The organism is Pseudomonas sp., assembly GCF_049301935.1.
Classification (GTDB): domain Bacteria; phylum Pseudomonadota; class Gammaproteobacteria; order Pseudomonadales; family Pseudomonadaceae; genus Aquipseudomonas.
In genome coordinates this window covers 1-14,563 of record NZ_JBAQLP010000025.1, presented here as the reverse complement: position 1 = coordinate 14,563, position 14,563 = coordinate 1, and the positions used below count along the sequence as shown (strand labels likewise).

12 protein-coding genes are annotated in these 14,563 nt (G+C 63.2%); 3 read left to right on the top strand and 9 right to left on the bottom strand.

The genetic code is table 11. The features are described 5' to 3' along the window. Positions 1-53 precede the first annotated feature (53 nt). The 3 genes from gltB (at position 54) to hemE (ending at position 7,282) form a co-directional block, all read left to right on the top strand. Complete coding sequence (gltB, locus tag WA145_RS03185; protein ID WP_422580180.1) at positions 54-4,502, top strand: glutamate synthase large subunit; 4,449 nt, start codon at positions 54-56, stop codon at positions 4,500-4,502. A 34-nt stretch (positions 4,503-4,536) separates the two neighbouring features. Next, positions 4,537-5,955: an FAD-dependent oxidoreductase gene (locus WA145_RS03180; protein WP_422580179.1), complete on the top strand. Its 1,419-nt coding sequence runs from the start codon at positions 4,537-4,539 to the stop codon at positions 5,953-5,955. Positions 5,956-6,214: 259 nt separating this feature from the next. Beyond that, positions 6,215-7,282 (top strand): uroporphyrinogen decarboxylase, encoded by a 1,068-nt coding sequence (hemE, locus tag WA145_RS03175; protein ID WP_422580178.1) that lies wholly within the window; start codon positions 6,215-6,217, stop codon positions 7,280-7,282. Between the two features lie 222 nt (positions 7,283-7,504). Here hemE and WA145_RS03170 read toward each other — a convergent pair whose 3' ends face one another. From WA145_RS03170 to WA145_RS03130, 9 genes are all read right to left on the bottom strand, one after another. After that, the gene (locus WA145_RS03170; protein ID WP_422580177.1) at positions 7,505-7,834 is read right to left on the bottom strand and encodes a c-type cytochrome; all 330 of its coding nucleotides are present in this window, start codon (positions 7,832-7,834) and stop codon (positions 7,505-7,507) included. Continuing rightward, on the bottom strand, positions 7,824-8,267 hold the full coding sequence (locus tag WA145_RS03165; protein ID WP_422580176.1) for an excinuclease: 444 nt from the start codon (positions 8,265-8,267) through the stop codon (positions 7,824-7,826). Before WA145_RS03165 ends, WA145_RS03170 begins: the two co-directional genes overlap by 11 nt. Positions 8,268-8,336: 69 nt before the next feature. Beyond that, a complete protein-coding gene (locus tag WA145_RS03160; protein ID WP_422580175.1) occupies positions 8,337-9,572 on the bottom strand; it encodes a beta-ketoacyl-ACP synthase in 1,236 nt (411 codons plus the stop codon). Beyond that, positions 9,572-10,300, bottom strand: coding sequence for a 3-oxoacyl-ACP reductase FabG (gene fabG / locus WA145_RS03155; RefSeq protein WP_422580181.1), 729 nt, complete (start codon positions 10,298-10,300; stop codon positions 9,572-9,574). The genes WA145_RS03160 and fabG overlap by 1 nt, the downstream gene beginning before the upstream one ends. Positions 10,301-10,332: 32 nt before the next feature. After that, the gene (locus WA145_RS03150; protein WP_422580174.1) at positions 10,333-10,797 is read right to left on the bottom strand and encodes a hotdog family protein; all 465 of its coding nucleotides are present in this window, start codon (positions 10,795-10,797) and stop codon (positions 10,333-10,335) included. Further along, complete coding sequence (locus tag WA145_RS03145; protein WP_422580173.1) at positions 10,794-12,041, bottom strand: beta-ketoacyl-[acyl-carrier-protein] synthase family protein; 1,248 nt, start codon at positions 12,039-12,041, stop codon at positions 10,794-10,796. The genes WA145_RS03150 and WA145_RS03145 overlap by 4 nt, the downstream gene beginning before the upstream one ends. Next, entirely contained in the window at positions 12,041-12,541 is a 501-nt protein-coding gene (locus WA145_RS03140) for a hypothetical protein (RefSeq protein WP_422580172.1), read from the bottom strand. Before WA145_RS03140 ends, WA145_RS03145 begins: the two co-directional genes overlap by 1 nt. Further along, on the bottom strand, positions 12,538-13,266 hold the full coding sequence (locus WA145_RS03135; protein WP_422580171.1) for a class I SAM-dependent methyltransferase: 729 nt from the start codon (positions 13,264-13,266) through the stop codon (positions 12,538-12,540). The genes WA145_RS03140 and WA145_RS03135 overlap by 4 nt, the downstream gene beginning before the upstream one ends. 11 nt (positions 13,267-13,277) lie before the next feature. Next, positions 13,278-14,525 (bottom strand): NAD(P)/FAD-dependent oxidoreductase, encoded by a 1,248-nt coding sequence (locus WA145_RS03130; protein ID WP_422580170.1) that lies wholly within the window; start codon positions 14,523-14,525, stop codon positions 13,278-13,280. Between the last annotated feature and the right edge of the window lie 38 nt (positions 14,526-14,563).

Sequence of the window (14,563 nt, the reverse complement as noted above, 5' to 3'; positions counted from 1 at the left end):
TGGTTGAATTAGAAAGTAATTGCCTTGTGATAGGCCGTCTGGTGAGAGTCCCTATGAAAGCAGGTTTGTACCGTCCTGATGAGTTCAAGGATAACTGCGGCTTCGGCCTTATCGCCCATATGCAGGGTGAGGCTAGCCATCACCTGCTGCAGACCGCGATTGAAGCCCTGACATGCATGACCCACCGTGGCGGGATCAACGCCGACGGTAAAACCGGTGACGGTTGCGGTCTGCTGATCCAGAAGCCTGATGCTTTCCTGAGGGCCATGGCCCAGCAGCACTTTGCCGTCGAGCTGCCCAAGCAGTACGCCGTGGGCATGGTGTTCTTCAACCAGGACCCGGTTAAAGCCGAAGCGGCCCGCGAAAACATGAATCGCGAGATTCTCGCGGCCGGCCTGAGCCTGGTCGGCTGGCGCAAGGTGCCAATCGACACCAGCGTGCTCGGCCGTCTGGCGCTTGAGCGTCTGCCACAGATCGAGCAGGTGTTTATCGGCGGCGAAGGCCTGTCCGATCAGGAATTCGCGATCAAGCTGTTCAGCGCCCGTCGCCGCTCCTCGGTGGCCAACGCCGCTGACAGCGATCACTACATCTGCAGCTTTTCGCACAAGACCATCATCTACAAAGGCCTGATGATGCCGGCCGACCTGCAGCAGTTCTACCCGGACCTGGGTGACGAGCGCCTGCAGACCGCCATTTGCGTGTTCCACCAGCGCTTCTCCACCAATACCCTGCCGAAGTGGCCGCTGGCTCAGCCGTTCCGCTTCCTGGCGCACAACGGTGAAATCAACACCATCACCGGCAACCGCAACTGGGCCCAGGCGCGTCGCCTGAAGTTCGCCAACGACCAGATATTCGACCTGGAAGAGCTCGGCCCGCTGGTCAACCGCGTGGGTTCCGACTCCTCAAGCATGGATAACATGCTTGAGCTGATGGTCACCGGCGGCATCGACCTGTTCCGTGGCGTGCGCATGATCATTCCGCCTGCGTGGCAGAACGTCGAAACCATGGACGCCGACCTGCGCGCGTTCTACGAATACAACTCCATGCATATGGAACCCTGGGATGGTCCGGCCGGTGTGGTACTCACCGATGGCCGCCATGCCGTGTGCCTGCTCGACCGTAACGGTCTGCGTCCGGCGCGCTGGGTTACCACCAAGAATGGTTACATCACCCTGGCCTCGGAAATCGGCGTGTGGAACTACGCACCCGAGGACGTATTGGCCAAGGGCCGCGTCGGCCCGGGGCAGATTCTTGCGGTAGACACCGAAACCGGGCAGATCCTCGGCAGCGATGACATCGACAACCGTCTGAAGTCGCGTCACCCCTACAAGCAGTGGATGCGCAAGAGTGCCCAGCGCATTCAGGCGACCCTGGAAGACCGCGACCATGGTTCGGCGTTCTACGACGTCGACCAGCTCAAGCAATACATGAAGATGTACCAGGTCACCTTCGAAGAGCGTGATCAGGTGCTGCGTCCGCTGGGCGAACAAGGCCAGGAAGCGGTCGGCTCCATGGGCGATGACACGCCGATGGCCGTGCTCAGCCAGCGTGTGCGCTCGCCGTACGACTATTTCCGTCAGCAGTTCGCCCAGGTTACCAACCCGCCGATCGACCCGCTGCGTGAAGCCATCGTCATGTCGCTGGAGATTTGCCTCGGTGCCGAGCGCAATATCTTCGAAGAGTCGCCCGAGCACGCCGCACGGGTGATCCTCAGCAGCCCGGTGATCTCGCCGGCCAAGTGGCGCGCACTGATGAACCTGGATCGCCCAGGCTTCGAGCGTCAGCTGATCGACATGAACTACGACGAGTCGCTTGGCCTGGAAGCGGCCGTGCGCAATATGGCCGATCAGGCTGAAGAAGCGGTGCGCGCCGGTAAGGTGCTGCTGGTTCTGTCTGACCGTCATATCGCTCCGGGCAAGCTGCCGGCCCACGCCTCGCTGGTGACCGGTGCGATCCACCACCGCCTGACCGAAAAAGGCTTGCGCTGCGACTGCAACATCCTGGTCGAAACCGCGACGGCCCGCGATCCGCACCACTATGCCGTGCTGCTCGGCTTCGGCGCGTCGGCGGTTTATCCGTTCCTCGCCTACGAAGTGCTGGGCGACCTGATCCGCACCGGCGAAGTGCTCGGCGATCTGTACGAAGTGTTCAAGCACTACCGCAAAGGCATCTCCAAAGGCCTGCTGAAGATCCTCTCGAAGATGGGTATCTCCACCGTTGCCTCCTACCGTGGTGCGCAGCTGTTCGAAGCGGTCGGCCTGGCCGATGACGTCACCGAGCTGTGCTTCCGTGGCGTGGCCAGCCGCATCAAGGGCGCGCGCTTCGTCGATATCGAAAACGAGCAGAAGCTGCTCGCGGCCGAAGCCTGGAACGCGCGCAAGTCGATCCAGCAAGGCGGCCTGCTCAAGTTCGTCTACGGCGGCGAGTACCACGCCTACAACCCGGATGTGGTCAACACCCTGCAGGCGGCCGTGCAGCAGGGCAGCTACGAGAAATTCAAGGAATACACCACCCTGGTCGACACCCGCCCGGTGTCGATGCTGCGCGACCTGTTGCAACTGAAACTGGCCGATCAGCCATTGGCGCTGGATCAGGTCGAGCCGCTGGGCGAGATTCTCAAGCGCTTTGACTCGGCAGGTATCTCGCTGGGTGCATTGTCACCTGAGGCGCACGAAGCCATTGCCGAGGCGATGAACCGTCTGGGCGCGCGCTCCAACTCCGGTGAGGGCGGCGAAGACCCGGCCCGCTACGGCACCGTGCGCAGCTCGAAGATCAAGCAGGTGGCCACCGGCCGTTTCGGCGTGACCCCGGAATACCTGGTCAACGCCGAAGTGCTGCAGATCAAGGTGGCCCAGGGCGCCAAGCCCGGTGAGGGCGGCCAGCTGCCGGGCGGTAAGGTCAACGGTCTGATCGCCAAGCTGCGTTATGCAGTGCCGGGCGTGACCCTGATTTCGCCACCGCCGCACCACGACATCTATTCCATCGAAGACCTGGCGCAGCTGATCTATGACCTCAAGCAGGTCAACCCGGCTGCCCTGGTGTCGGTCAAGCTGGTGGCGGAAGCCGGTGTCGGCACCATCGCCGCCGGTGTGGCCAAAGCCTACGCTGACCTGATCACCATCTCCGGTTACGACGGTGGCACCGGCGCTTCGCCGCTGACCTCGATCAAGTATGCCGGCGCACCATGGGAACTCGGCCTGGCCGAAACCCACCAGACCCTGCGCGGCAACGACCTGCGCGGCAAGGTACGGGTACAGACCGACGGCGGCCTGAAGACCGGCCTCGACGTGATCAAGGCCGCCATCCTCGGTGCCGAGAGCTTCGGCTTCGGTACTGCGCCGATGATCGCCCTGGGCTGCAAATACCTGCGCATCTGCCACCTGAACAACTGCGCCACCGGCGTGGCCACGCAGAACGACAAGCTGCGCAAGGATCACTTCATCGGCACCGTTGAAATGGTGATGAACTTCTTCACCTATGTCGCCGAAGAAACCCGCGAGTGGCTGGCCAAGCTGGGCGTGCGCAGCCTGGAAGAGCTGATCGGGCGTACCGATCTGCTGGAAATGCTCCCGGGCGAAACCGCCAAGCAGGGTCATCTGGACCTGACGCCGCTGCTCGGCAGCGAGCACATTCCGGCCGACAAGCCGCAGTTCTGCCTGGTCGATCGCAACCCGCCGTTCGACCAAGGCCTGCTGGCCGAGAAGATGGTCGAGCTGGCCAAGTCGGCGATCGATGCTGCTAGCGGTGCCGAGTTCGAGCTGGACATCTGCAACTGCGACCGTTCCATTGGTGCCCGCGTGTCCGGCGAAATCGCCCGCAAGCATGGCAACCAGGGTATGGCCAAGGCGCCGATCACCTTCCGCTTCAAGGGCACTGCGGGGCAGAGCTTCGGTGTGTGGAACGCCGGTGGTCTGAACCTGTACCTGCAAGGCGACGCCAACGACTACGTCGGCAAGGGCATGACCGGCGGCAAGCTGGTGATCACCCCGCCGCAAGGCAGCCCGTTCAAGACCCAGGACAGCGCCATCATCGGCAACACCTGCCTGTACGGCGCCACTGGCGGCAAGCTGTTCGCCGCCGGTACCGCGGGCGAGCGTTTCGCCGTGCGTAACTCCGGTGCCCACACCGTAGTGGAAGGCACGGGCGACCACTGCTGCGAATACATGACCGGCGGCTTTGTCTGCGTGCTGGGCAAGACCGGCTACAACTTCGGTTCCGGCATGACTGGCGGTTTCGCTTACGTGCTGGATCTGGATAACAGCTTCTACGACCGCGTTAACCACGAGCTGGTGGAAATTCAGCGGATCAATAATGAGTCGATGGAGGCTTACCGTAGCCACCTGGAGCGCGTGCTCGCCGAGTACGTCCAGGAAACATCGAGTGAGTGGGGCGCTACCCTGCTGGAAAACCTCGACGACTACCTGCGCAAGTTCTGGCTGGTCAAACCGAAGGCGGCAAGCCTGAAGTCGTTGCTCTCCAGCACCCGTGCCAACCCGCAATAAGAATGCGCCTGAAGTGGTTTGATGAGGTATTGCAATGACTGAACGTCTGAATAACGACTTCCAGTTCATCGAAGTCGGGCGCAAAGACCCGAAGAAGAAACTGTTGCGTCAGCGTAAGAAAGAGTTCGTCGAGATCTACGACAACTTCAAGCCTGCGCAAGCGGCCGACCAGGCGCATCGTTGCCTGGGCTGCGGTAACCCCTATTGCGAATGGAAGTGCCCGGTGCACAACTTCATTCCCAACTGGCTCAAGCTGGTGTCCGAGGGCAACATCCTCGCCGCCGCCGAACTGAGCCACCAGACCAACACCCTGCCGGAAGTCTGCGGCCGCGTGTGTCCGCAGGACCGTCTGTGCGAGGGTGCGTGCACCCTGAACGACGGCTTCGGCGCGGTGACCATCGGTTCGGTGGAGAAGTACATCACCGACACGGCGTTTGCCATGGGCTGGCGTCCAGACATGTCGCGTGTGGTGCCGACCGGCAAGCGCGTCGCGGTCATCGGTGCCGGGCCTGCTGGTCTGGGCTGCGCCGACGTACTGGTGCGTAACGGCGTAACCCCGGTGGTGTTCGACAAGAACCCGGAAATCGGTGGTCTGCTGACCTTCGGCATCCCCGAGTTCAAGCTGGAGAAGAGCGTGCTGAGCAATCGCCGCGAAGTCTTCACCGGCATGGGCGTCGAGTTCCGCCTAAATACCGAGATCGGCAAAGACGTGAGCATGGATGACCTGCTCGCCGAATACGATGCGGTGTTTATGGGCATGGGCACCTACACCTATATGAAGGGCGGCTTCCCCGGTGAAGACCTGCCGGGCGTCACCGATGCGCTGGATTTCCTGATCGCCAACGTCAACCGCAACCTCGGGTTCGAGAAGAACGCGGAAGACTTTATCGACATGAAAGGCAAGCGCATCGTCGTCCTCGGTGGCGGCGACACCGCGATGGACTGCAACCGCACCTCGATTCGCCAGGGCGCCAAGTCGGTGACCTGCGCCTATCGCCGCGACGAAGAAAACATGCCGGGCTCGCGCAAGGAAGTGAAGAACGCCAAGGAAGAAGGGGTGAAATTCCTCTTTAACCGTCAGCCCATCGCCATCGTTGGTGAAGACAAGGTTGAAGGCGTGAAAGTGGTTGAGACCCGTCTCGGCGAGCCGGATGCCCGTGGCCGTCGCAGCCCTGAGCCGATTCCGGGTTCCGAGGAAATCATCCCGGCGGAAGCGGTGCTGATCGCCTTCGGTTTCCGTCCAAGCCCGGCTGCCTGGTTCAGCGATTTCAAGATCGATACCGACAGCCAGGGCCGTGTGGTGGCGCCGGAGCAGAGCCAGTTCAAGCACCAGACCAGCAACCCGAAGATCTTCGCCGGTGGCGATATGGTGCGCGGTTCCGATCTGGTGGTGACGGCGATCTTCGAAGGCAGGAACGCCGCCGAAGGCATCCTGGATTACCTCGGGGTCTGATCTGCTCATGCCGGCGTAGGATGGGTTGAGCGCAGCGATACCCATCATGCTTTTGATGGGTAACGCCTTCGGCTAACCCATCCTACGGCTTAGCTTGCGTCGCCATCATGGTTGACGGGTGCGCCTTGATCGCGAGCAAGTTCGCTCCTACAGGATCAGGCCGCGACAAATTGACCCTATAGATAAAAGGCACGGCACTCGCCGTGCCTTTTGTTTTGCGCTCTGCGAAAATGCCCGCACTTTTTTCTAGGACTCTGCCATGACCGCCCTGAAGAACGACCGCTTCCTTCGTGCTCTGCTCAAGCAACCTGTCGACGTCACCCCGGTGTGGATGATGCGTCAGGCGGGTCGTTACCTGCCGGAATACCGCGCCACCCGCGCCAAGGCAGGTGACTTCGTCAAGCTGATGAAGAACCCGGAACTGGCCTGCGAGGTCACCATTCAGCCGCTCGACCGCTACCCGCAACTCGATGCGGCGATTCTGTTCTCCGACATCCTGACCATCCCCGATGCCATGGGCCAGGGCCTGTATTTCGAAACCGGCGAAGGTCCGCGCTTCAACAAGGTCATCAGTTCGATGGCCGATATCGAGGCGCTGCCGATTCCCGATCCGGAGCAGGACCTGGGCTATGTGATGGAGGCCGTACGTACCATTCGCCGCGAGCTGAATGGCCGCGTGCCGCTGATCGGCTTCACCGGCAGCCCCTGGACCCTGGCTACCTATATGGTCGAAGGCGGCTCAAGCAAGGACTTCCGCAAGTCCAAGGCCATGCTCTACGACAACCCGCAGGCTATGCACGCGCTACTCGACAAGCTGGCGCAGTCGGTCACCGCCTACCTCAACGGGCAGATCAAGGCGGGCGCGCAGGCGGTGCAGATTTTCGACTCCTGGGGCGGTTCGTTGTCGGCGGCGGCCTACCAGGAGTTCTCCCTGGCCTATATGCAGAAAATCATCGACGGCCTGATCCGCGAGCACGATGGTCGCCGCGTGCCGGTGATCCTGTTTACCAAGGGCGGTGGCTTGTGGCTGGAGTCCATGGCTGAGACCGGTGCCGAGGCCCTGGGCCTGGACTGGACCTGCGATATCGGCAGCGCCCGCGCCCGTGTCGGTAACAAGGTGGCGCTGCAGGGCAATATGGACCCCAGCGTGCTGTACGCCAACCCGGCGGCGATTCGCGCCGAAGTGGGGCGTATTCTCGCCGCTTACGGTCATGGCAGCGGCCAGGTGTTTAACCTCGGCCACGGCATCACCCCGGAAGTCGACCCGGAACACGCGCGGGCCTTCTTTGAAGCGGTGCATGAGCTGTCTGGGCAGTACCATCAATAAACACTGCATAAAACCAAGGCTATGTACTCATTACCTGTTGCTCCGTGCTGTAGGCCTTTGTAGGAGCGGGCGTGCCCGCGAAAGCCGGCCACGCACAAGCATCGCGGGCAAGCCCGCTCCTACAGGTTCGGCGCTCTTTCTTAAGATTTCCGGCAACAGCTAACGCAGACATAGCCTAAAACCAAGGCCGCTAATGCGGCCTTGGTTTTATCTGGGTATTGCTCAGGGCTTGCGCAAATCGCGCACGGCCTTTACCAGCGCCAGTTGTTGGGCTTCGCTGAGCTTGTCGGCGAAGCTGGGCATGGCGCCGGGGCCCTCCTGAATGGCGTCGAGGATGTCGTTGTCGCTGTTGTTGTCCTGCCACTTGGCCTTGCTCAGGTTCTGCGCAAAGTACAGCCAGCCGCGCAGGGTGTTGGCGCGGCCGTCTGCGGCGTGGCATTTGGCGCAGTGCTGACGGTACAGCTGCTGGCCGTCCGGATCTGCCAGTGCGGGCAGGCTGACTGAGAAGGTCAGCGCGCCCAGCAGGCCAAGCAGCGCTGGCTTATTTAACATTGGCCAGGTTCCCCTTGAGGGCGACGCCCGCCATGATCGCACCGGCGTGGCATTCGTACTTCTGGCTGTCCTTGTATTCGATGTTCTTGTAGTTGCTGGCCAGGTCGACCACGGCGTTGGCGCCGGCGGCCTTGGCGGCGTTCTGCAAGCGGATCAGTGCGGACTGCAGGACCCAGCTGCAGGCGGCTTCATCGCTTTTGTTGAAGGCGTTGGTCTTCTGGCTGGTGGTGACGCCGGATTTGACCACGCTGACCGCGCCGGCCGGTTTGTTGCCCGCCAGATAGAACTTCACGCTGCCGTCGAGGCGGCCGGCATTCAGGGCTTCCTGCACCACGGCGTCGAACGGCAGGAAGTGGGTGGTGTCGCGGGCCTGGCTGAGCGCTGGCAACAGGCTCAGGCAGGCGGCAGCAAGGATCCAGTTCTTGGCTTTCATCGGGTGACTCCTTTCTTGTGGGTTTCTGGTCAGGGTGTTGCGCAAAAATCAGTGTAATCCAGCTCGCGTTCAAGCCCAGCGCTTGAAGATCAGCGAAGTATTCACCCCGCCAAAGGCGAAGTTGTTGTTCATTACATACTGGTGGCTCATCTGGCGGAACTCGCCGCGCAGGTAGTCCAGCTCGCCACAGGCCGGGTCGACAGTGTCCAGGTTCAGGGTCGGCACATAGCTGTCGGCGTTCATCATTTCGATGCTGAACCAGGACTCCAGCGCGCCACAAGCCCCGAGGGTGTGGCCGAAGTAGCTCTTCTGCGAGCTGATCGGCATCCGGCTGCCGAACAGTTCCTGGGTGGCCAGGGTCTCGGCCACGTCGCCCTGGTCGGTGGCGGTGCCGTGGCCGTTGACGTAGCCGATGGCCGCAGGTGCTAAGCCGGCATCCTGCAACGCCAACTCCATCGCCCCGCGCATGGTCGCTTGCACCGGTTTGGTGGCGTGCTGGCCGTCGGCGTTGCAGCCAAAGCCGACGATTTCGGCATAAATGGTCGCGCCTCTAGCCTGCGCGTGTTCCAGCTCTTCGAGAACCAGAATGCCGGCCCCTTCACCAATCACCAGGCCGTCACGCTCGCTGTCGTAGGGCCGCGGTGAACTGTGCGGCGCATCGTTTTTCAGGCTGGTGGCGTACAGCGCATCAAACACCATGGCCTCGGTGGGGCACAGTTCCTCGGCACCCCCGGCGAGCATCATCGGCAGGCGGCCGAACTTGATCGCTTCATAGGCGTAGCCGATGCCCTGACTGCCGCTGGTGCAGGCGCTGGAGGTGGGGATCAGGCGGCCCTTGAGGCCGAAGAAGATGCTGATATTGGCCGCCGTGGTGTGCGGCATCATGCGGATATAGGAGTTGGCATTGAGGCCATCGGCCACCGAGTTGAGCAGCATATTGCCGAACGCCTTGATCTCGTCGGTGCTGCCGGTGGACGAGCCGCAGGCCACGCCCATGCGGCCATCTTGGATGCACGGGTCGCCGAGCAGCCCGGCATGTTCCAGCGCGCGCTCGGCGGCGTACACCACCAGCTTGGAGACGCGGCCCATGCTGCGGGTCTGCTTGCGGTTCCAGTGCTTGGGCTGGACGAAATCATCCACCGGACCGCCGAGGCGCGTGTTCAGCTCGCTGAACCTGTCCCACTCGTGCATATAGCGGATACCGCTCTTGCCGGCCTTGAAGGCCGCCTCAATGGTCGGCCAGTCATTGCCCAGCGAGGTCACCCCGGCCATGCCGGTGACTACCACCCGTTTGCATCCGTTCATCAGCACAACCCGCCGTTTACCGCGAGGACCTGGCGGGTAATGTAGGCCGCCTCCTCGGACATCAGAAAATTCACCGCGCCGGCCACTTCTTCCGGGGTGCCCATGCGACTTGCCGGGACCATCTTGAGGATTTCCTCGATGGGCACATCGGCATCGAGGATCTCGGTATCGATCAGCCCCGGCGCCACGCAGTTGACCGTGATCTTGCGCTTGCCCAATTCGATCGCCAAGGCCTTGGCCGCGCCGATAATGCCGGCCTTGGAGGCGCTGTAGTTGACCTGGCCGCGGTTGCCGATCAGCCCGGATACCGAGGTGATGCAGACGATGCGTCCGGCCTTGCGCCGCCGGATCATCGGCATGCACAGCGGATGCAGGACGTTATAGAAACCGTCCAGATTGGTGCGCATAACGATATCCCAGTCGTCCTCGGAGAGCGCCGGGAAGGCGCCGTCGCGGGTCAGCCCGGCATTGCACACCACCCCGTAATAGGCGCCGTGTTGCTCGACATCGGCTTCCAGCGCTGCGCGGCAGGCGGCGCGGTCGGACACATCGAATTGCAGGATGCGCGCCTGCTGGCCCAGCTCGATGATCTGCGCCTGCACCGCCTCGGCTTCATCACGACGGGCGCGGCAGTGCAGCACGATGTCATAGCCGCCCTTGGCTAGGCGCAGGGCAATCGCCCGGCCGATGCCACGACTGGAACCGGTGACCAGAATGGTTTCGCTTATGACTGAGTTCTCGCTCACGGCTGCTTGTTTGCTCATGGCTGCGTTCCTTGAAACTCTTCCTGAAGATAGCTGGCCACCTGGGGTGGACAGAATACGTTAAGGCGGGCCAGGGCTTCGATGCCGGGACCGCGTAGCTGGCATTCGAACACGCCCATGCCGTTGTCATCCTGCAGCGAGCGGCTGGCATGGATATGCAGCAGGCTGCCTGCCGGGAAGCGTTCGACATTGCACTGGTACTTGCGTGTGCCGAGTAGAAAGCCCAGCTCCACCGGCTCGCCGCGCAGGCGCGCCTGGCAGCCAGCGTAGGCGGCGACACTCTGGGCCATCAGCTCGATGCCGACCCAGGCCGGCAGGCTGCCGTCTTCCAGGCTAAACAGGCCGCCGTCGCGTACGCACAGCTGGGTTTCGATGTCCTCGTCGCCAACGCGCAGCACCTGATCGATCAGGATCATGTCGCCGGCGTGGGGGATCAGTTCGGCGATTGGCCATTGCTTCATGGCTGTTCTCCTGGCGTTTCGCCGCGCTCTTCACCCGGCTCTTCGCCAAGAATCAGGCTGATATTGTTGCCGCCAAAGGCGAAGGAGTTGCTCATCAGCCGGCGCGGGTGCTGGCGGCTCAGGCGGGTTCCGGGCTGTACCAGATTGAGCGCTGGCAGGGCCGGGTCGGCCTGGCCATCCCACAGGTGCGGAGGCAGCAACTGCTCTGGGTTGTAGTCGCTCAAGGTCAGCCAGCAGAAGGCTGCTTCCAGCGCACCGGCGGCGCCGAGGGTGTGGCCGACCATGGGTTTGCTGGATGAGCAGGGCACGCCATGGGGGAAGATCGCCTGCACCGCCTGGCTTTCCATGGCGTCATTGTGGCTGGTGGCGGTGCCGTGCAGGTTCAGGTAATCCACCTGAGCCGCGCTGATCCCGGCCGCCGCCAGGGCTTTGCGCATCGCCGCCTGGGCACCGAGGCCATCGGGCTGTGGTGCGGAAATATGGTGGGCGTCTGAGCAGGCACCGGCGCCCAGCAGGGTGATGGCGGCGACACTTCGGGCTGCGCCACTGAGCGGCTCTTTGGACATAAGAAAGAGCGCCGCCGCCTCGCCGATATTGATGCCGTGACGATTGACCGAGAATGGATTGCAACGCTCGGCCGAGACCGCTTCCAGGGCGGTAAAACCATTCAGGGTCAGCCGGCACAGGCTGTCCACGCCGCCGCAGATCACTGCATCGCATACGCCCAGGTTAAGCAGGCGCTGTGCGCTAAGCAGTGCCCGCGCGCCGGAGGTACAGGCGGTGGAGATGCTGAAGCACGGCCCGCTCAGCCCCAGCCAGTCACTGAGAAAGTTCGCCGGTTCAGCCAGTTCCTGCTGGGCGTAGCCATAGTGCGCCGGCAGCGCGCCCTGCTTGAGGTAAGTGGCGATGTTCTGGCTGGCCTCTTCGATGCCCGAGGTGCTGGTGCCGAGCACTACGGCAATGCGCTCGGTACCAAAGCGGGTAATCGCCGCGCGCAGCTCGGCTTCAATCTCCACAACGGCAGCCAGCAGCAACTGGTTATTGCGGCTCGGCGGATGGCCCGGCAGATCGGGTAAATCCGGCAGGCTGCCGGGTACAGCGCCGACGGTCAGTGCGCGCTCGGTCACCCAGCCGCTTTGCGCCTGCATGCCGCTGCTGTCGCCGGCAAACAGCGCCGTCGCCACCGCCTGCTTGCCTTGGCCGAGGGCGCAGTTAAGGCCCAGCGCGTTAAGGTAAATCGGCATTAGGGAATCTCGTGGTCGGCAAGGGCATAAACCCGGTAGCTCAGCAGCTGACCCTGACTCAGGGTGAAATCCAGCGGCGCGTGGTAGTCGATCAGCCAGTGCGGATTCAGTCGGCGCTGACCGTCGGCCAGTTGCTGCCAGGCGTCGGGGGCATAGCTGGCGGGCAGCTGGTCGCTAGGGGTGAGGGCGAATAGCAGGGCGGCGAACAGCTCCTGGGCTTCGCTGTTGGGCGGCAGCAGGCCATCGGCGCGCCACTGGCCATTCTCCAGCAGTTGCCGCGCCAGGGGCACGCCGAGGGGGTCGAACAGCGACCAGCGCAGTGCCGATTGCTCAGCCTGCACCACCAGCCACCAGGTCTGTTGATCCGCGCCTTGCTGGCGTTCGACGCGCAGCGCCGCCGGCAGGGGGGCGCCGAAGGTGGGTGCAGTCAGCGGCAGCGGCGTGCGCGCGGCGCAGGCGCTGAGCAGCAGGACGAGGCCAAATAGGGCGAGGCGTTTCATAACGGAGTCGCCTCCAGCGGCTTGTGTGCCACCACGTTGATCAGGGTTTCGTCACGCTGGCCGACCGGCTTGGGCTTTAGCAGCCCCCAGCGTTCCAGCAGGCCGAAGTCCTTGGCGCGGCTCCACCACAGGTAGGGGTAGGAGACATTCTGGGTTGCGAACTGAAAGCCCTGACCGCGCAACATCTGCAGATAGCCTGCGGCGCTTTTCTGCACCTGCATGGGGTGGCGGAACAGCCAGCGGATTACCCAGGTATCGATATAGAACTGCGTCGATTCGGCGAACAGCAAGCGGCCGCCCGGTTTAAGTACGCGCCAGAACTCGGCCAGGGCCTGTTCCTGCTCGACCAGGTGATGGAAGGTCTGGTGGCAGAACAGCAGGTCGACACTGGCATCGGGCAGGTCGATGGCGGCGCAGTCGCTGGCGATCAGTTGCACCTCCAGGCCCAGGCGCTCGGCCTCGGCGCGCGAGCAGTCGAGGCTGTGCGGGTCGGCATCCAGACCAATGATCCGCGCCGGTTTGAACGCATCATTGAGCAGGCCGAACGACTTACCCTGGCCGCAGCCGACATCCAGCAGCACCGGCGACTCTGGCAGCGGCCCGGCGAACAGGCCGCGCAGGTCATTGATCGCCACGCGCAGCACATGCTGCTGCCAGACGTGGCTCTGCAAGAACCAGAAGCCGAAGCGGGTTTCCTCGACGTAGCTGGCGGCCGGGTTGCTCATAAATATCCTTATCAGTTATTGGCGCAGAGTTCGGCAAGCACCCGCAGGCGCCGCTTGGGTTCGGCGACATAGGGGTTTTTCTCATCCCAGGCGTAGCCGGCGAGGATCGAGCTGATCATGCGGCGGATTTCCGGCTGGGCCTTATCGAAGTAGATCACGTCCTGGAAGCTGCCGTCGTACCAGCCCTCGACATAGGCGCGGAAGGTGTCGACGCCGCGTTTCAGCGGGATGGCGAAGTCCTGCTCCCAGTCCACCGCCTCGCCGCTCAGCTGGCGGTGCAGCAGGCCGGCGGCCATGCTCGCCGAGCGCATGGCGATGGTCACCCCGGAGCTGAACACCGGGTCGAGGAACTCGGCGGCGTTGCCGAGCAGGGCGAAGCCCGGGCCGTGCAAGGTCTTGACGTTGGCCGAGTAGCCTTTCAGCTCGCGCACCGGGGTGTCCCACAGGGCGTTCTGCAGGACGTTGCCGAGCGACGGCGTTTCCGCGACGAACTGGCGCAGGCAGGCCTCCATGTCCTCGGGGTAACCGGCGTAGCGCCCGGCTTCGGCGACCACGCCCAGCGAGCAGCGGCCGTTGCTGAACGGGATGGTCCAGAACCACACGTCGCGCAGAGTCGGGTGGGTGGTGATGAGGATCTTCTCGCGGTCGAAGCCGGCATCCGCAGCGATGCGGTCCTCGACATGGGTGAACAGCGCGCGGCGCATCGGCATGTTGGACGGGGTGTCCAGATCGAGCAGGCGCGGCAGCACGCGGCCGTAGCCGCTGCCATCGAGGACGAAGGCGCACTCGACCTGATACTCGACGCCATCGGCCAGGCGGCGCACGGTCAGGCGCGGACAGGCGCCGCTGAAGTCGACGGCAGTGATCTCTTCCTCGTAGCGGATCTCCACGCCCTGGCGCTCGGCGTCATCGGCCAGCACCTTGTCGAAGCTGGCGCGCAGCACCTGGTAGGTGGAGCCTTTGCCGGGGGTGAACTTGTCGCGGAAGTCGAACTCGGTGTAGCGCTCGCCCCAGGCGAAGGCCGCGCCGTGCTTGGTCTGGAAACCGGCGGCCTGCACCGCGTCGAGCATCCCGGCTTCCTCGACGAAATCCAGACAATGCGACAGCAGGCTCTCGCCGATGGAGAAGCGCGGGAAGCGCTGGCGCTCCAGCACCAGCACGTCATGGCCGTTGCGTTTGAGCAGCGCGCTGGCAATCGCCCCGGACGGGCCGGCACCTATGACTACGACCTGGCGTTGTTCGACTTCAAGGGATTTCATAACGGCTTCTGGCCTCGTTATTGGCGGTGACAGAGGGG